This is a genomic window from Planctomycetaceae bacterium, assembly GCA_041398825.1.
In the GTDB taxonomy this organism is placed as follows: domain Bacteria; phylum Planctomycetota; class Planctomycetia; order Planctomycetales; family Planctomycetaceae; genus F1-80-MAGs062.
This window is the reverse complement of record JAWKTX010000001.1, coordinates 917,007-936,553: the sequence shown is the minus strand read 5'-3', so window position 1 is coordinate 936,553 and position 19,547 is coordinate 917,007. Positions and strand designations below refer to the sequence as shown.

13 protein-coding genes are annotated in these 19,547 nt (G+C 54.4%); 11 read left to right on the top strand and 2 right to left on the bottom strand.

Annotation, left to right across the window (positions count from 1 at the left end; all coding sequences use genetic code 11):
- Positions 1-124: 124 nt before the first annotated feature.
- Both R3C20_03360 and R3C20_03355 read left to right on the top strand, forming a co-directional pair.
- The gene (locus R3C20_03360; GenBank protein MEZ6039516.1) at positions 125-1,174 is read left to right on the top strand and encodes a 3-oxoacyl-ACP synthase III; all 1,050 of its coding nucleotides are present in this window, start codon (positions 125-127) and stop codon (positions 1,172-1,174) included.
- A gap of 122 nt (positions 1,175-1,296) precedes the next feature.
- Positions 1,297-2,028, top strand: coding sequence for a DUF1080 domain-containing protein (locus R3C20_03355; protein MEZ6039515.1), 732 nt, complete (start codon positions 1,297-1,299; stop codon positions 2,026-2,028).
- Here the strand turns inward: R3C20_03355 and R3C20_03350 are convergent.
- A complete protein-coding gene (locus R3C20_03350; protein ID MEZ6039514.1) occupies positions 2,012-2,791 on the bottom strand; it encodes an ABC transporter ATP-binding protein in 780 nt (259 codons plus the stop codon). The genes R3C20_03355 and R3C20_03350 overlap by 17 nt on opposite strands.
- 341 nt (positions 2,792-3,132) lie before the next feature.
- Between R3C20_03350 and R3C20_03345 the strand changes: the two genes are divergently transcribed.
- The 8 genes from R3C20_03345 (at position 3,133) to R3C20_03310 (ending at position 15,791) form a co-directional block, all read left to right on the top strand.
- Positions 3,133-3,294: a hypothetical protein gene (locus R3C20_03345; GenBank protein MEZ6039513.1), complete on the top strand. Its 162-nt coding sequence runs from the start codon at positions 3,133-3,135 to the stop codon at positions 3,292-3,294.
- A complete protein-coding gene (locus tag R3C20_03340; protein ID MEZ6039512.1) occupies positions 3,284-5,998 on the top strand; it encodes a TolC family protein in 2,715 nt (904 codons plus the stop codon). Before R3C20_03345 ends, R3C20_03340 begins: the two co-directional genes overlap by 11 nt.
- A gap of 66 nt (positions 5,999-6,064) precedes the next feature.
- Positions 6,065-8,221: an HlyD family efflux transporter periplasmic adaptor subunit gene (locus tag R3C20_03335; GenBank protein ID MEZ6039511.1), complete on the top strand. Its 2,157-nt coding sequence runs from the start codon at positions 6,065-6,067 to the stop codon at positions 8,219-8,221.
- A 59-nt stretch (positions 8,222-8,280) separates the two neighbouring features.
- Entirely contained in the window at positions 8,281-8,979 is a 699-nt protein-coding gene (locus R3C20_03330; protein ID MEZ6039510.1) for an ABC transporter ATP-binding protein, read from the top strand.
- A 54-nt stretch (positions 8,980-9,033) separates the two neighbouring features.
- Positions 9,034-10,377 (top strand): ABC transporter permease, encoded by a 1,344-nt coding sequence (locus R3C20_03325; GenBank protein ID MEZ6039509.1) that lies wholly within the window; start codon positions 9,034-9,036, stop codon positions 10,375-10,377.
- 222 nt (positions 10,378-10,599) lie between these two features.
- A complete protein-coding gene (locus tag R3C20_03320) occupies positions 10,600-12,936 on the top strand; it encodes a DUF1592 domain-containing protein (protein ID MEZ6039508.1) in 2,337 nt (778 codons plus the stop codon).
- Positions 12,933-14,282 (top strand): DUF1552 domain-containing protein, encoded by a 1,350-nt coding sequence (locus tag R3C20_03315; GenBank protein ID MEZ6039507.1) that lies wholly within the window; start codon positions 12,933-12,935, stop codon positions 14,280-14,282. The genes R3C20_03320 and R3C20_03315 overlap by 4 nt, the downstream gene beginning before the upstream one ends.
- Positions 14,283-14,360: 78 nt before the next feature.
- Entirely contained in the window at positions 14,361-15,791 is a 1,431-nt protein-coding gene (locus tag R3C20_03310; protein ID MEZ6039506.1) for an ankyrin repeat domain-containing protein, read from the top strand.
- Between the two features lie 80 nt (positions 15,792-15,871).
- Here R3C20_03310 and R3C20_03305 read toward each other — a convergent pair whose 3' ends face one another.
- Positions 15,872-18,094, bottom strand: a complete 2,223-nt coding sequence (locus tag R3C20_03305; protein ID MEZ6039505.1) for a serine hydrolase — start codon at positions 18,092-18,094, stop codon at positions 15,872-15,874.
- Between the two features lie 500 nt (positions 18,095-18,594).
- On the opposite strand from R3C20_03305, the gene R3C20_03300 reads away from it, so the two are divergent.
- Positions 18,595-19,527 carry a DUF4132 domain-containing protein gene (locus tag R3C20_03300; protein MEZ6039504.1) on the top strand — a complete coding sequence of 311 codons (933 nt, stop codon included), beginning with the start codon at positions 18,595-18,597 and terminating at the stop codon, positions 19,525-19,527.
- The last annotated feature ends 20 nt before the right edge of the window (positions 19,528-19,547 follow it).

The window sequence follows — 19,547 nt, the reverse complement described above, 5'->3', positions numbered from 1 at the left end:
AGCCAGGTGCGTTTTCTGTTTTCCGGCTTCCGGTTATTTTCCGCCCTGTTTTCAAACGTGAGCCTCTTTGATCCGGCAGTAAGTTGAATTGCTGTTGATTATTTTCCGTCGGAAGCAATCTCGGATGCGTTATCAGAACGTCTGTATCGAAGCCGTCAGCCACACCCTTCCCACCAACGTTGTGACATCGGAAGAATTGGAGCGACAGTTGGCTCCTGTGTACGAACGGCTGGGCCTGCCATCCGGGCGTCTGGAGCTTATGACCGGAATTCAGGAGCGTCGATTTTTCGATCGACACACGCGTCCCGGAACAATTAGCGCCGAAACCGCAAACAACGCCATCGATCGATCCGGCATACCCCGGCACTATTTTGGTGCATTGATCCACGGCTCTGTCTGTCGCGACCAGATGGAACCCGCAACGGCAGCCGCAGTTCATGCAGCCGCTCAACTTCCCGGTGATTCGCTCGTGATGGACGTGAGCAACGCGTGCCTGGGCCTCTTGAATGGCATGCTGATCATCGCTGATCTGATTGAACTCGGCCGAATCCGTGCAGGCGTCGTTGTTGGAACGGAAACCGGTCGAAGCCTTGTCGAAGGGACAATCGATAGTTTGCTGAATGATCCGTCGATCACTCGACAATCCATCAAACCAGCCTTTGCATCTCTCACGATTGGATCCGGTTCGGCCGCCATCGTCCTTTGCGACAAACGACTCAGCAAGACGCACCGAATGTTGAAAGGTGGAGCGTTCTTATCCGATTCGTCAGCCCATAATCTTTGCGCTGGAGGAGTCGATTCGTCTGCGAATGGAGATTCCAGACCCCGAATGGAGACAGATTCTGAGGCCCTGCTTCACGCAGGAATCGCCATCGCTCAAAGGACATGGACCAAAGCCAAGGCCCTTCTGAGCTGGACGAATACGTCGGTCCATCGTGTATTTACTCACCAGGTTGGAAAACAACATCGCAATCTCTTGATGGAACGCCTTGGACTGGACCCACGACTGGATTTTCCAACAGTGGAGCGATTCGGAAATACTGGCGCGGCAGCGCTGCCGATGGCGTTGTCGCTGGGGCTGGAAAACAATCCTCCGGCAGCGGGAACCAACCTGGCTCTGATGGGGATTGGCAGCGGATTAAACTCCATCATACTGGGCGTTGAATGTCGGTAGTTCGCCGGGTATGCTCGACGCTTCACACCAACGACACCAGCAGGACTCTCACCTGACCTATTGTCATTCCGAATTTCCCTGACGTAGTCACACGCCCCAAACACCAACCTCCGGAGATTTCAATGCGATTCTTTACGTTCATGTTGACCTGCCTGCTGATCGTCACAGAGAATGCGGACGACAACAGAAATGCCCCTGCAGAGTCGGAAGGCATGAAGGTGTTGTTTAATGGAATGGACCTCGAAGGCTGGAGTGGCGACCCAAGACTCTGGTCCGTGAAAGACGGTGTCATCCATGGTGAAACTACTCCCGAAAACGCCGCCAACGGCAATACATTCCTGATCTGGCAGGGAGGAAAGCTGAACGACTTTGAATTGCGATTGTCATTCCGCTGCAACGCCTCCAACAATTCAGGCATCCAGTACCGATCTCGTCACATCACCGAAGGTAAAGTTCGCAACGACTGGGTGGTCCGTGGATACCAGCATGAAATCCGAAATGAGAACACACTGCCCAACGTCAGCGGGTTTATCTACGACGAGGGTGGCAAGCGAGGACGAATTTGTCTTGTCGGCGAAAAGGCGAACTGGTCTGACGGAAAGAAGCATGTTCAGGAGGAATTGATCTCGAAGGAAGAATATTCCAACCTGTTCAAAGTCGATGACTGGAACGATGTCGTCATCATTGCAAAAGGCAACCACATCCAGCACTACACCAACGGTCGCCTCGTGCTGGACTTCACCGACGAAGACCCTGAGCTGGCCCTGAAAGAAGGTATCGTCGCGCTGCAACTGCACGCCGGTAAGCCGATGTGGGTTGAATTCAAAAATATCCGCGTCAGAGAATTGAAGTAGCCGTTCCCAGCAAACGCCTCGTCAGGCCATCCACCTGACGATGAAACTCATCGGAGCTTCGGAGTTCAGAACTCCGAAGCTCTTTGAATTTGACGGGCACGTCATGCGTCACGCGAGCAGGAGAGCCCGACAAAACAACAACGCGATCGCTCATAAACACAGCTTCAGCAAGATTGTGAGTCACCAGAACCGAAGTCAGTGACAGTTCCTCGTGCAGCCGGCGAACTTCTTCCTGCAGGCTCATTCGAAGCAGATCATCGACAGCTGCCAGCGGCTCATCCAGCAGTAAGACATCGGGGCGAAGAATCAGCGCACGGGCCAGGGACAACCGCATCTGCATCCCACCCGAAAGTGCTGAAGGACGCTTTTGCGTATCTGATTCTGACAGTCCCACTCGCCTGAGCATTTGCTGTGCGTCATAGATCGAGACATCCTTCTTTTCTGCTCCCAGTTCCGCTGGCAGCAGCAGATTCTGTATCGCCGTACGCCAGGGCAGCAGAGTGGGTTGCTGAAAAACAAACCCAAAATGCAGCGAAGTTCTCTCGAGGTGCCTGCTGACACTTCCGCCGGTTGGCTCGAGAAGCCCCGCAATCAATCGCAGCACCGTCGACTTGCCGCTGCCTGAAGGTCCGACGATGCTGAGGAATTCTCCCTCCGCGACTTCCAGATTCAATTGCCGCAGGACCTGTCGTTCTCCATCGAACGACAATGCCGCATCAGAAAGGGTCACAAGGGGTTTACGAGCGGAAGGCGTTATGGGCACACAAATTCTCTCTTGAGTTTCAAGGGTGGCGAACTGTCAGCGGGGCCGCAGAGTCTGTTGAGTTTGTCAAAATGTAACGATTCTATCGACGTTGACGATTCTGTTGGTCAATTTGGTTTTCGTGTTCACAGCGGATGTCCGCTTCGTTCGGCCTTTGAAGATCATAGGGATCTGTTCGCGCGGACTGGATCGATTATCCCGAGTCTGAAATCCGGTCCCGGATGCCATGAAGTACGGGTCGAATCCTGGACGAAATCCGAATAACCCACACCGTCCGACCAGCCTGCAAATCTGGACGAGGGTGGTCGCCCGGCTGTTCGAGGAACAGAAGGGAGAGCACAGTGGGACGAACGTTCGCAGCCTCAATGACGGATCATCGAAGCACGCGACGTTCGACAGGGCAGTTACGATTGACACGCACCATTGACGTCGATCGCCACTGCTTCTTTTTTGTGTTCAGGGACGAACACGGACTCAATGGAGAGCAGCAGGATGCTGACTAAACTGACTGGTACATACGCACGCAAAGTGACCACATGGCTCATGATGGGGTCACTGAGCTTGTCTACGTTCAGCGGGTGTTCGCGCCAATTCTGGCGACGGCAGGCAGAAAAAGATACCTACAATGCGGTCACCGAGAAGCTGAATGATCCGCGATGGCAGGTCCCCCGGATCGACCTGAAGCCGGATGTCCGAAGCCGATTTTTCGATCCCTATGATCCGGATTGTGAACCACTTCCGCCCGATGATCCAGCTGCACACGAATTCATGCACTGCGTGAATGGAAAACGCGGGTACAAGAGCTGGCACAAGCTGGGCACAGCACTCAGCATTGAAAACCCGCAATGGCTGGAACCATACGGAGTGGCGGTGCAGGGCGCCGATCCCGTGATTGGACATTCCCAGATTCAGATCCTGAAAGTCACCCTTCCGGATGCCGTGGACCTGGCCTACATCCACAGCAGAGATTATCAGACAAACATCGAGGACCTCTATCTGGATGCTCTTGCCTTAACGCTGGAAAGATTTCGTTTAGGCGTCCGTTTCATTAATACGGCCGGAGCCGCACCGGGAGCTGGTTTTTCGCTGACAAATCCGGATCCGGGGCGTTCCAATGCCGCCTTCCGTCCGGCATTTGGAATCTCTCAGGCACTTCCTGCCGGCGGGCAGATTGCCGTTGAACTTGTCAACCAAACCGTCTGGCTGTTTGGTTCGAAGGATTCTTCAGCATCGTCGATGGCCTTTACACTGACGCAGCCTCTGCTGCTGAACGCTGGTCGCAAGATCGCTCTGGAACCGCTGACACAGGCAGAACGTAATGTTCTGTATCAGGCGAGAACACTGGCTCGATTTCGACAAACGCTCTTCACCAGTGTTGCTCAAAGTTACCTGGGCCTGCTGCAGCAAAAGCAGAACATCCTGAATACGGAAAACAATTTGCGTCAGCTTCGAGAGCAGCTGGATGCTCAGGAAGCTCAGGATAGCCGTAAGCCCAATCTGCTGCCGGAGATGTTGCCGCAGATGCCGGATGACTTCGAAATTCCGGAAAGTCTTCAGGGAAATCTTCGATACGACGGTCGCACCCTGACGTGGACCGGTGAGATGACCGACGCGCAGGAACAGGAATTACTGGCCCTGACCGACAACGAAGCCTATCAGGCCGCTGTGCAGCAGATCATTGCTTACAAACAGGGCAATGTGGTCAGTCTGTCGGCGGCACAGTTGCGGACCAATTACAACAGTACTCAGAACCAGCTGGAGAACTCTCGTCGACAGTATGCCGATCAGCTGGACAATTTGAAGATCACCCTCGGTCTTCCGCCCAACGTACAACTTGAGATCGATGAAACACTGCTGGCTCCATTCGAATTAATCAGCCTGAAACTGATTCAGGCGGAAAAGGAATTTCGTGAGCTTCAGCTTTCTCTGGGGCAAAAGCTTCTGCCGCCGGCAGACACCGGCGCGGCCGTTGATGTTGAGATCCTGAAAGACTACCTCTCAGAACTGGCGCTCGACAGAGATCACCTGTTTGAGGTGGGCCTGACACAGGTGCAGAATGACTTTGAGCCAATCCGCCAGATTTTGCAGGCCACAGAAACCGACTGGCAGCAGACAGAAGACGGACGCAGATACTTCATCTCAGAAGGTGAGCGCGAGCGAGTCATGGCGGATCTGGAAAGGGATCTGCGGCTGTTCCGAATGAGTGAGCGCGAGTTTGCCATTGCATCTGCCACACTGGATTCTTTCCTGGAAGTCGCGAATGCCGATAGTGCACAATCGATCCTTCAGAAGCTGGATGCAGACAACAACGGAACCGTGGAACCCTCGGAGATGCCGTCTGCATGGCAGTACCTGAAGCAGGCCAACAAGAGCGATTCCGTCAGCATGGATGCGGACAAGCTGATGCAGTTCATCCGCAAAGCGGCATTCGCCCTGCGGGAAGACCTTCAGCGCGCGGCACAGAGCCTTCAGGTGGTGCAGGCGGGTCTTCGCGTGGAAGCCATCGCGTTAAATCGGTTCGCGCTGACGTCGGGCGAGCCCAAACCCGATATCGAAGAAGTCGTGAGGATTGGGCTGGAACAACGACACGACCTGATGAACGCTCGAGCCAGCGTTATGGACAGGCGGCGTGCTGTTGAAATCGCCGCAAATCGGCTTGAATCCACCATGGACCTGCGGCTTTCCGCAAAGACCGGGGCCGGCGGCGAATCCTCCAATTACCAGGGGGGCATCGACTTTAAGACGCCGATGGATATGGTGGACGAGCGAAATGCCTACAACGTTGCCCTGATCAATTATCAGCGTGAACGCCGGGCCTACATGCTGCTGGAAGACCAGATTAAGCAGAGTATTCGCCAGGCCTGGCGTCAGATTACAGTTCAGGAGAAGCGAATTGAGGTAGACAGACAAACAGTTCGAAACGCTGCTCTGCAGTACGACAACGCCTCGTTGTCCGCTCAGGGAGCCGCCCAGACGAACGCTCTGAACCTGTTGAACGCCTTGAATTCGGTACTTGGAGCCCAGAATTCTTTGGTGAGTGACTGGGTCACGTACGAAAATAACCGTCTCAATGTGTTCCGCGATATGGGTATTATGGAAATCGACCGGCGCGGAGTTTGGACTGACGGGTTTTATCAGAAGATGGATGGTGTACAATCTGAAGGCTCACCAGACTTCAGTTCTGTCCCGCCGATACCGAATCCTTAGGTTCCCAATACTGTTCAGGCCCGCCTTCCCGGAACCTAATCACCAAACAACGTGAGGTCTCAGAGGATGCTCCCTCCTAAAACCGTCGTCGCTCGCCAGCTTATGACACGTTATTCGAATCAACGCTCCGGCAAATCAATGCTGCTGATCGTGGTATCGATGCTGATTGTCGGTGCGGTCGTGGCCTTTTCAGTGCCAGCGATTCGAGAACCCCTGATGTCAGCAATTCGCCCGTCGGAGGCGAGTCTGAGTTCCAGGTATATACTTCGCATGGCGGAAAAAGGCCCGTTCCGCATCATGATCACTGAGAATGGAACGGTCGACAGTCTTCGAAATGCAACGTTGACCAGCAAGATCGAGGGCTCGACCACTATTATCAGCCTCGTTCCTGAAGGCAGTCGCGTAAGCGGCCCCGTCATCGCAGACTTCGACGGTGTGGTAGAATTCGTCGACGTCGATTCGGATTCGCACAAGACACTGCGTGTTGTTGCTGACGACGGAACAGAACAAAGCTACGACGTCACTTTGGGCGAATTCACCGAGGTCCTCGTTGAAGACCGCCAGAAAATTCGCAAAGGCGACTACCTGGCGGGCGATGTTCTCTGTGAACTGGATTCGTCCGTCCTGGTTGAAAAAGAAAAAGAGCAGCAGATTAAGCTGACGACGGCCAAGGCGAATCTGGAAAAGGCGCAGAAGAACATCCAGATTCAGGAGACGACAAACGCCAGCAATATTGCCAAAGCTGAGCTGGCCGAATCTCTCGCAGAACTGGACCTCGAAAAGTATCTGGCCGAGGGCGGTGAGTACCAACAGGCCCTGGAAACACTGAAAGGCGAGATCAAACAGAACGAAGAAGCGCTCGCCATGAACATGGAAGATTATGAGCGTGTTCGGGACCAGGCTCGCCGTGGCTATGCCAATCTGAACGTACTCGAAGGCTCCCGGATTAAGGTGACGCAGTCAGAAATCCAGCTGGTCGTGAAGAAGGGTGAGCTGAACGTTCTGGAAAAGTTCACCTACACCCGCACTGTCAAAGAACTGAAGCAGCTGGCGGAAGACACGAAACGCGAGACGCAGCGAGCGAAGCTTGAAGGTGAGGCGGCCATGGCGCTGCTTCAGGCTGACCTGGAAGCGGCCAAACTGACCGAAGCCGTCGAAACGGAAAAGCTTGAACTGCTCCGGCGACAGATTGCCGCAAGCCGGCTGGTGGCATCTCAGGCCGGTGAAGTCGTTTACGCCTCCCAAAAGAGCAGCCGCAGCGAACCGGTCGTCATCGAAGAAGGAGCCAGTGTCCGTGAACGTCAGGCGATCATCAACCTGCCGGACCTGGATGCGATGAAGATCGACGCACGAATTCACGAATCAAAGATTAGCCGCGTGATGGTTGGTCAGCCGGTTGAAATTGAGATCGACGCATTGCCCGGGGACCCTTATCACGGCCGATTGCAAACGGTCTCGTCCGTGCCCATGCCGGGCAGCTGGCCCAATACCGACCTGAAAGAGTATCAGGCGGTGATTGAAATTACAGACTCAACCGAAAAGGTACGACGCCTGAAGCCGGGCATGACGGCGCAGGTTCGCATTATTGTCGAAGACCGAAAAGAAGATGTCCTGCAGGTTCCCGTTCAGTCGGTCATCTCGTTCTCTGGTCATTACTTCAGCTATGTTGCAGGCAAGACCACTGCGGAACGACGAGAGATTAAAGTTGGTGACGCGAACGATGAATACATGGAGGTCCTGGATGGGATTTCCGAAGGCGAAATGGTCATCATGAGCCCGCGCACCCACTTCTCGAAAGAGCTGAGCGAACTTGAAAATCGCCTGTCAACTGAAGCCGAAGCCAATCGCCCGAAAGCCGAAACGCCCGATCGATCAAAGCGTGGCGCGGGGGGCCCATCGATGCCGGGGGCGGCTGGAATGCCCGGAGAAATGGGAAGTGGTCGACCGCGGGGCGAAAAAGGTGGTGAAGGTGCCCGAAGTGGCGGTCCATCACCGGGCGCACCACAAGGCGCATCCGGGGCTCCAGGCGGTGGGGGCGGGTTCGATCCAAAAGCCATCTTTGATCGTCAGGATAAGAACAAGGATGGAGCGATCACAAAGGACGAGGCGAGCCGGCCTGAAACGTTCGACCAGACTGACGGGAACGGTGACGGAAAGATCACACTCGACGAAATGATGGAAGCATTCCGAAAACGACAGGAAGCATCGGGGCAGGGCCGCTAAAGAGAGCGGGATCACTCATCCGGTTTACAGTTCGGATTCCAATCAGGCGGGTGTCTTTCATGGAAATGGCAGCTCAGGTTATTGACCTGCAAAAGCATTACGACCTCGGCCCGGTCGTCGTTAAAGCGTTACGCGGAGTCTCGATTGATTTTCCGAAAGGGGACTTTGTCGCCATCATGGGATCATCCGGAAGCGGCAAGAGCACTCTTTTAAATCTGCTGGGAGCTCTGGATCGCCCGACACTCGGCAAGTACATCATCGGAGGCAAAGACGTCTCCCTGATGTCCGACGATCAATTGTCATCCATTCGCAATGAACTGATCGGATTTATTTTTCAGTCGTATAACCTGATCCCGCAGTACACAGTCGTGGAAAATATCGAAGTCCCGCTGCACTATCGAACCGGATATCCCACGATCGGTACGAAAGAACGCGAACGGATTGAATACCTGGCCAAGCTGGTCGGCCTTGGCGACCGTCTGGACCACCGGCCATTCCAGTTGTCTGGTGGTCAGCAGCAACGTGTCGCCATCGCTCGAGCGCTCGTGAATGATCCACAGATTATTCTGGCGGACGAGCCGACAGGAAACCTGGACTCTGCAACCGAATCAGAAATCATGGAGATGCTTCTGGCACTCAACCGTGAGGGTCGCACCATCATCATGGTGACTCACGAGCCGGCCGTCGCAAAACTAGCGAAACGACAAATCTACATGAAAGACGGAGTTGTTGCCGGAGAAGGAGTATTTCCCGGTTAACACCAATGTGGCACCGGGTTATTGAGAGATTATTTCCTGAACTGAGTGATATTCATGCCGAATTTGATTCGAACAATCCAGCTGGCTCTCAAGAGTCTGATGCTGCACAAGCTGCGGTCAGGGCTGACAATGCTGGGTATTGTCTTCGGAGTCTTTTCGGTCATTGCAATGCTGGCCATTGGTGAAGGCGCCAGCCAACAGGCTCAGCAACAGGTGCTTGAACTGGGGGCAACAAACATCATTGTCCGCAGCGTGAAGCCTCCGAAAGAAACAGCTGGCGCACAGAGCTCCAATTCGTTTGTGCTTCGCTATGGATTGCTTCGAGCAGACTACGATCTGTTATCGAAGACGATACCGACTGTCGAAAAAGCCATTCCCATCCGCGAACTCACAAAATCATGTCGCCACCTCCATCGTGAGCTGAATTGCAGAATCGTCGGCTGCACGCCCGAGTATCTGGATGTGAACCACCTGATGCTCGCGCAAGGCCGATTCATCTCGGACAAGGATCGATCCGACAAATCCAACGTCGCCGTCCTGGCGGCCGGCTCCGCGCAGGAGCTATTTCAGTACGAAGATCCTCTGGGGCAGTCAATCAAGATTGCCGACCGTTACTACACCATTGTAGGCGTGACCCGAGCCCGCGAAGCCAGCGCGGCCATCGGTGGCAGCATGTCAGGTCAGGACTACAACAACGACGTTTACATTCCGCTGGAAACGATGCGGGCACGAATGGGTGACCTGGATATCGATCGAACAACTGGCTCTTTCAGCGCAGAACAGATTGAACTCAACCAGATTACGCTGCGCATTAACGACAAAGATCGCGTTGAACAGACAGCCGACGTAATCCGGGAAAGCCTGCGGCAAAACCATAAATCGGACCGCGACTATTCCGTGGTTGTTCCGCTGGAACTTCTTCGACAAGCCGAACAGATTCGCGATATCTTTAACGTCGTCCTGGGTTCAATCGCCGCGATCAGCCTGATCGTTGGCGGTATCGGTATCATGAACATCATGCTCGCGACCGTCACAGAGCGGACCAGAGAAATCGGAATTCGACGAGCTCTCGGTGCGAAACAGCACGACATCACACTGCAATTTCTGACCGAGACGGTTGTGCTGGCTGGCAGTGGCGGATTAATCGGCGTAGCACTGGGCCTGATGACGCCGATCGCGTTCGATCTGATCAAGTTTGTCGTCGAGAATTTGATCTTCGAAGGTGGCACAGCTGGATCAGACCTTGGCAAGATGCTCATGGGAATGCAGCCACGTCCGGTTCCTGCCAGCCTCCCACTGGCGTTCGGCATCTCTGTCGGGATCGGCGTTCTGTTTGGACTCTACCCTGCGAGAGCCGCGGCTCGACTTGACCCGATTGAAGCATTGCGGCACGAGTAGCAGTTCAGACTTGGCGAATGGCCGTCAGTTGCTCACAATCCAGTAGAAGATGAATTTCGTTCACGCAACCCTGATTGCGAATGGAATTGCATCATCCTGTCCGCAAAAAATGACTGGTCGCCTCTGTGTTCGTTCGGGGACAAACGTGTGAGCATCTCGGACCCTGAGAAATCCGAACGACGGATCTTACCGCGTCTGTTGCATCTTGTTCTGGCGACCGTCTTGGGCATTCTTGCTTCTTCCGCGACTTCCATGGCTCAGGAAGAAACGCCCGAAGCCGTTCATTCGGTCGCTCAATTCACAACAAAATGGTGCACCGACTGCCACAGCGGCGCGACGCCTTCCAGCGGGTTTTCACTGGATCAGGCAACATTAGTTCCCATCGGACAATCTGCTGACACATGGGAACGAGTCGTTCGAAAACTCGGCTCGCGACAAATGCCTCCACTTGATTCGGATCGCCCCAGCGAAGCGGAATACACAAAAATCATCACACTCCTCGAAACGACGCTCGACAGGCACGCGACTTCGCATCCCAACCCCGGGCGAACGGAAACATTTCGACGACTCACTCGTTATGAGTACCAGAATACTGTTCGTGACCTGCTGAAGCTGGACATGGATGTCACCGAAATGCTGCCGGAGGATGAATCCAGCCACGGATTCGACAATGTAACCGTCGGTGAACTTTCTCCTTCCCTCATGAATCGTTATGTCCTCGCCGCTGAAAAAATTGCCAGTCTGAGCACTGGCTCCACCGGCAATTCAATGATTGCCGAAACATTTCGAGTTCGACCGGATCTGACTCAGGAAGAGCGACTGCCGGAGTTACCTTTCGGTACTCGCGGCGGAATCGACGTACCCTACCCATTTCCTGCCACCGGCGATTACGATATCGAAGTTCGACTGATGCGTGATCGCAACGAGCACGTCGAAGGGCTCAATCGCCCACACGACCTGATGATTCTGCTGGATCGTCGTCGCGTTGCAGTATTTACGGTTCATCCACCGAAGAATCAGGGGGGGCATCAGACAGCAGATCAGCACCTGAAGGCACGAATTCGAATACAGGCCGGACCTCATAATATCGCCGCAACATTCCTGAAGATGCCGTCTTCGATTCCGCAAACCAAACGCCAGCCACTCGATGCACATTTTAATTTTCATCGACACCCCCGACTCTCGCCTGCCGTCTATTCATTGTCGTTCACAGGTCCGCTGGCAGAAGACAACACTGCCCCAACTCCGGCCTGGACTCCGGTTCTGACATGCACACCGACATCAGAAGCTGAGTTAGACAATTGCGCGAGACAGGTTCTCTCACCATTACTGCGAAGGGCCTATCGACGGCCGGTCACAGAATCTGATTTCAAAGAGCCAATGCGTTTCTTCACGGAAGCAGTCTCTGCCAATCCTGATTCAGACCTGGCAACTCGTTTCAGTTCCGGCATCGAATCCGCGGTCGCCGCGATGCTTGTGAATCCCAACTTCCTTTTTCGAATTGAGCGTGAACCCCTGGGAGCAACTGCCGGAGACGTCTTCCGAATCAGTGACCTCGAACTTGCCACCCGACTTTCATATTTCCTGTGGAGCAGCGCACCCGACGAAACACTCCTAGAACTGGCTGAACGTGATGAACTGCGACGCCCCCATGTGCTCCGGCAACAGGTGAATCGGCTTCTGGCCGACGAGCGGGCGAATGCAATCGTCAGCAACTTTGCCAGCCAGTGGCTGTATCTTCGCAATCTCAATTCGATTACTCCGGATGCCCGCTTGTTCCCGGATTTCGATCATAATCTGCGGGTCGCATTTCAGCGAGAGACCGAAATGCTGTTCGAACAGATGATGCGTGAAGACCGAAGTGTCCTCCACCTGCTTCAAACCAATCAGACATTCCTGAACGAGCGACTGGCACGTCATTACGGGATTGATCATGTTCAGGGCAGTCACTTCCGTCCGGTGAATCTGCCTCCGGAAAGTCACCGTGGCGGGATACTGCGTCATGGCAGCATTCTGACAGTAACGTCGTACGCGACTCGAACCTCGCCCGTCATCCGCGGACACTGGATTCTGAAAAATCTGCTGGGAACTCCTCCTCCGCCACCACCAGACAACATCCCGGCGTTAACAGAGAACAACGTCTCATCAACGCTGACTGTTCGAGAACGCCTGGAGGCCCATCGTGCTGATCGATCATGTGCCGTGTGCCATGACATGATGGATCCGCTGGGATTCGCTCTGGAAAACTTCGATGCAGTGGGAAGATGGCAATCCAGTGACGAAGACATTCCGATCGATGCCACGGGACAACTTCCGGATGGCCGGACGATCAACGGTGTGGAAGCTCTTGAAGAAGGACTGCTGTCACGACCTGAAGCATTTGTCCGAACAATCACAGAAAAATTAATGGTGTATGCACTTGGTCGCGGGCTCCAGACATCCGATTCTCCTTTTGTGCGGGACATTGTCAGAAATGCCGCCGTCAACGATTTTCGATTTTCGTCCGTTATTATTGGCATTGTGGAAAGCCCACCATTCCAGATGAGGACTGCCAGATGATGATCACCCGCAAAACCCTGGATCGAAGAAGTTTTCTTCGAGGTGTCGGAACAAGCCTGGCGTTGCCGCTGCTGGATGCGATGGTTCCGCCGATGACCGCGATGGCAAACACCGTCGCCGCGCCATCTCAACTCAAACGTCTTGGATACGTCTACATGCCAATGGGCTGCGACATGTCCCGATGGGCACCTCCAAACCCGAACAACCTTGATGAACTCTCGCCAACACTTTCTTCTCTTGCACCGGTTCGATCCCACACAACTGTAATTTCCAATACGGAACTTCGTAATGCCTACCCCGGAACGCATGCCACTTCGAATTCAGCGTTTCTGAGTGCTGCAACCGCGCGGCGAACAGAAAGTACCGACTACTTTCTCGGTACCACAGCGGATCAGATTGCAGCCAGACACATTGGACAAACAACTCAACTGCCTTCACTCGAAATGTCCATGGACCTGCTTTCTGTTGTCGGGCAGTGTGACAATGGATACGCGTGCGTTTACCAGAACAATTTGTCGTGGTCGTCTCCTACGAATCCCTTACCCTCCGAAGCGCATCCTCGCCTGATCTTTCAAACGCTGTTTGGAGAAGGAGGCACGTCAGCAGAACGAAGATCCGTGCTGCGCAAACGAGCCAGCCTGCTGGATTCAGTAACTCAGGAGATCCAGCGACTGAAGATGACACTGGGACCAGCCGACCAGCAGCGAGTCGAACAGTATTTGAACTCCGTTCGTGAAGTCGAACGCCGCATTCAGAAGGCCGAGTCCGATGCCACAGACAATCCATTACCAGATATTGATCGACCAACAGGAGTCCCGGCAGCGTACGGCGATCACGCTCGCCTGATGTTTGACCTTCAGGTGCTGGCGCTGCAGGGCGACGTCACACGCGTCATCACATTCCAGCTTGCTCGCGAAACAAGCAACCGAACCTACCCGGAAATCGGCATCAATGATCCCCATCACCCGCTGACTCACCACGGCAATGACCCGGAGAAAATCGCCAAAGTCGCCGAAATCAATAAGTTTCACGTCTCGCTGTTTTCTGAATTCCTTCAAAAGCTTCAACAGACACCCGAGGGCGACGGAACTCTGCTCGACCATTCGCTGTACCTTTACGGAAGCGGTATGGGGAACCCGAATGTTCACGACCACACGAATCTGCCTATTATCGTCGCAGGAGGTGCAGGGGGCGCTATGAAGGGCGGGCGTCATGTGAATTTCGATCGTCCCACACCTCTGGCGAATCTGCACCTGACGCTGCTTCAGAAAGTGGGTGTCGACATAGAAACATTCGGGGACAGTACCGGCCGCATGGATGATCTGTTCGAGACAATTGATGTTTAGCTATCCGTTGAATAACCGGGACCGGCGCGCTGCCACGTTTTTCAAGGCCGTTTCAACCTGGAGGGACGGAGACGAATCGTGTTGAAGTTAATCACGGCTTTCGTCCTGGCAATCAGGATCACCATCAATTGCGGAAACGCTGCAGACGAGAATCCTGCTCTCGCAGACCTTGCCGAATGTAAAAACTGGAACAGTCTTCGTCAGCTCATTGAATCAGGCTCAGGCATCGATACCACGGGCCAGCGTGACGGAATGACCGCGCTGCACTGGGCCGTTCACCATGATCACACGGAGATGACCCGACTTCTGATACAGCGAGGTGCAGTGGTCACAGTGCCGAATGAATTCGGCGTCACTCCTCTGGCCCTCGCCTGTATCAACGGCAATCCAGAGATTGTAGAGCTGTTGCTCGATGCCGGAGCAGAAGTCAACCGGACACGGCCCGGTGGAGAAACGCCTTTGATGACGGCAGCCAGAACCGGCAATGCAGATTCCGTGGAGCGACTGCTGCAAGCCGGGGCGGAAGTCGACACAACGGAGTGGTCCGGTCAAACGGCACTGATGTGGGCTTCGTCTGCAGGTCACGAGGACGTTGTTCAGTTGCTTCTGAACGCTGGCGCTGATCGCTCTGTAACGCTGAAGTCCGGATTCAACGCACTGATGTTTGCCGTACGGGACGGCCAGAAGGCCTGCGTGCTGAAACTGCTGGATGCTGGTGACGATGTCAACAGCGTCATGTTGCCGAGTCGCCCGGGTGGCAAAAACCCCAGAGAAGGAACCAGTCCTCTGATCCTGGCGGTTGAGAACGGACACTTCGAACTAGGGGTTGAATTACTGAAACGAGGTGCAGACCCCAACGATCAGCGATCGGGATATTCCGCACTGCATACGCTCACGTGGGTCCGCAAACCGGACCGAGGCGACGATCCAACCGGCGATCCCGCGCCGCGAGGTTCCGGCAACGTGGGAAGTCTTCAGTTTGCGGAATGGCTTGTGCAACACGGTGCCGATGTGAATCTTCAACTCACAGGTGGTCGCGCAGGACGTGGTCGGCTCAACGAAAAAGGGGCCACACCATTCTTTATGGCGTCCGACACAGCAGACATTGGTCTCATGAAATGTCTGCTGAAACTGGGCGCAGACCCAACCCTGCCCAATGCCGACCACTGTTCCCCACTGCTTGCTGCGGCGGGTCTTGGGACACTTGCTCCAGGAGAAGTGGCCGGGACAGAGGAAGAATCTCTGGCAGCGGTTGAGTTGCTGCTTCGCCTGGGAGCGGAAATCAATTCCGTTGACGACAACGGAGAAACGGTCATTCATGGTGCTGCCTATGCCAGCTTTCCACAAATGGTCGACTACCTTGTCGCTCATGGTGCTGATGCAGCGATCTGGAATCGGCCCAATAAATACAAGTGGACCCCGCTGGCCATTGCTCAGGGACATCGGCCCGGCAATTTTAAGCCAGACCCCGCCACCATCCAATCCATCCAGCGAGCCCTTGGAAAATAGCTGACTGACTCTTCGCGGCAGGCCGGATCCGACCGGGACGACTCGACACCTGTCACGCGCCGCCTGTCACTCGACACCTGTCACTCGACCCTTGCTTTCAATTGCCCGAGAGTATCCCGTAACTGACGCAATTCTTCCGGGTTTTCTGACAACGATTCGGTATGGAACGCAGGCAGCAGTTTCTCCCAGACCAGATTCAGCTGCCCCTGCAGGTCACGCGTGTTTGCAGTCATCACCACAACAGCATTCCATTCGGGCAGGACGATGCAGAATTGACCGTCTTTGCCATCACCGCGGAACGCACCATGGCGACAGCGCCAGAACTGAAATCCATATCCCTGATTCCAGTCACTTTCGGGGTTGCTTCCGTTGGAAACCTGTTTCGACGTCGCCTGCTCTATCCAGTCAGACGGAATCAGTTGCTGTCCATTCCATTCGCCTTTCTGAAGATAGAGCTGGCCGAATTTGGCAATGTCTTCTGTGCGAAGAAACAATCCATATCCGCCCAGAGAAATGCCTTCCGGGCTGGCATCCCAGCGTGGAGCTTCAATTCCCAGCGGATCAAACAATCGCGGCTTGAGATAGTCGACCACGGTTTGGCCGGTCATCTTTTGCACAATGGCAGACTGCATGTACGTAGCGGGGGTGTTGTACCTGAAGTGTGTTCCGGGCAGGTGCGGAACCGGATGCGCGAGAAATGCTTTGACCCACTCCGTCTTATCCCGCAGAAAAACCTCGTCCTGGTGTCCGGTGGACATCGTCAGAAGGTCTCGTACTCGCATGGCCGCTAAGTTGGCAGATGGCTTGTCCGGCATTTCATCAGGAAAAAACTGTGAAACGTGATCATCAATACTGAGTTTGCCTTCGTGCACCGCCAAACCGACCGCCGTCGAGGTAAAACTCTTGCTGAGCGACCAGAGTACGTGCGGCTTGTCTGCGGCTTCCGGTTGCCACCAGCATTCTGCCAGCACTTTTCCATTTCGAAGCAGCATAAAGCTGTGCATGGTATTGACGCGGGCATCAGCGGACATCACGAATTCACGAATCCCCGATGACGAAACACCCTGCGACTCAGGCGTTGCCCGTGCCAATCCCTCTCCGTACCTGACCCAGTTCAGAGAGAACCGGGCGGATGTGATTGTCTTATCACCTTCGTACAAACAGATGACATCACCATCAGGCAACACCGCCAGGTCCGAATAGGCACTCGGACCGGCTTCCAGCGTCCTGCTGACGGACCACGTCTGACCGTAGTCTGTGCTCAATTTGATGGACAGGTTCTTACGCTTTCCACGGCCAGCGGCCACCTCTTTGCCATTCGCGTCCAGCCCAACCGTGTGCGGATTTGAAAACAAGACCATTCCCGGCTGGCTTGGATGTGCAATCACGCTCGCCATACAAACTGGCTCCATCAACTGAGGATGAAACACCGGCTTACTCCAGCCCGTAGCACCATCTTTGCTGTATGTAATGAGTTTGCGATTTGGCTTTGACACACTTCGAGTCACGAGCATTACCCGACCATCATCAAGCTCAGTCACCATCGTTTCATTTGGGTCTGAGAACTCTCCTTCATCTGGAACAGCGATCTCGCCTGCATGCCAGGTCCTGCCGTGATCATCGCTGTAGATGGTGGCAGACGCAGAAGGCTTATGATCTCCTGTATTTCCGTAGGCGAGCCAAATCGGAACAACAAGACGCCCCGCCTTATCACCGTGCTTCAACTGCACACCATGCCCAGGCCCCGTGGCGATCACTTTCCAGTCGTAGTGCTTTCGGAACGCTTCGAAAGTGTCTGTGATCTCAATGGGTTCGCTGAACGTTTCTCCATCATCCGTACTTCGGATGTGAAAACACCGGGCATAGTTGACGCAGTAGAGAAACTCAATGTGGCCGGTCTGCGCATCCACAATTGCAACAGGGTTATTAACGGTCTGTTCCTTCTCTCCTCCCGATTTCTTTCGAGGATTCCCTTCAATCCGTTCTCCACGATGCGCAATTCGCTGGGGGGGCAGCCATGTCCTACCCGAATCCAGCGAACGCCGCAGATGAACTTCGATTTCTCCCCAGTCGGACGAACTATTACGACGCGCTTCACAGTAAGCGAGCAGGGTTCCATTCTGACTGACCGCAATGCCCGGTATTCGATACAGCGCGACCCCGTCCATGCCAGCAGGGAAGACCTCGGTTCGCACTGGGGCTTCCGCGGCGACCGCCGAGGTCAACCAAACCTGCGCAGCCACCAAAGTAAGCGCTAACATCAGGCGAGTAGAGGGCAGTAACAGAGCGAAGGGTGACAACATTTCGAACATTCCATCGGTGACAAGCGTTTGGCAGAGAACTCAAGTCGACGCAGCCAACCCGAGCAACTCCTCAGGACATTCTAAAACGGCAATAGCCCAGCCACTTGTATCTGAATTCGTAAGAATTCCCAAGGCACCCAGCGGTTCCGCGACTGCCACGGACGTTTTGGATGGATTTACATTCCACCTGCTCAAATGGACTGGCGGGGCAAACCATGGATTTCTGGTGAGGAAAAATCAAATTCGAAAAACTATTTGTCGTGCCTGACCACCGAAAGCGCTTGACCTGTTAGTTGATGGTAATACCCCGAATGAATGCCGGCTATGAGTTCGGGGATGGCCCGTTACCATCTTCCAGCCAGTTGTTGGTCAAAGCTTGCTTTGACTGACAACTGGCTTTTCTTTTTCCGAGTCAATTGCGTTTCCACACTCAAGTGTAAGAATCTTTCCACCCACTCGCGTGGCTGGAACGAACAACGCACATCTAACGGGACCCAGCGATGGCAAAGGCAAAAAAGAAAGTAGATGCCGCACGCGCGGAAGCGTCTGTGTCAGAGGACGGTGCATTCTGGATCGAAGCCGACAAAGGCTACTCCATTGCCCTGATCGAAGGGAAGCTGCAGAGCCGCAACCCCAAAGGCGCCGCGCTGGCGTCAGTCCCCAAGTGGCTGAAGGACAGCGAACAGGCACAGCAACTCATTTCGCTGGGGGAATGGCTGGATGAACACGAAAAACAATCGAGAGATACCATCGAAGCGTGGATGCTGCGTTCTTTGCCTGTTCCGCGATCCGTGCTGGTTGCCATCTGGCAGGATCCATCCTGGAAAAGCATCCTGACGAACGCTGTAGTTTGCAGCGTCACCGGGGAAAAACTCAATCAGCAGGAAAGCGGATTTCTGCGAGAAGTCGATGCTAAAAAAGGGGCAGGGGTGATCGATCTGGATGGAGAGACGCAATGGCTGAAATCGGATTCCATTGCAATTCCACACCCCATTCTGCTGGATGAGCTCGACGACTTTCGGGCTTTGACGATTGAACTCAGTTTTCAGCAGAGTCTCGATCAGCTGTTCCGGCAAACCTGGAAGCCGACAAAGGAACAATTGAAGGGGAATGCCGTCGAAGACTTCCGAAACGGAAAGTTTGAAGCTCTGACACACGCATTGAGTCTCTGCCGGAGACTTGGTTATCGCGTCAGCGGTGGATCGGCCTGTAGTCCGGTCTGGGAGAACGGCAGGCTGACTGAAGGTCGCTTTTGGGTTGGGGCTGAGTATCCGGAGGCCGAAACTTACACGTGGGACCTGATCTTCACCGACGATCGAGAACGCACGCTGCCCGTCAAAGAGGTGGGGCCCGTCGCGTTTTCTGAAGGTATGCGAATGGCTGCTGCAATTTACGCCAAACGCGTCGTTGAAAAAGAACCTGAAGTCGTCTGAAGCCGCACAGGATCGCCAGG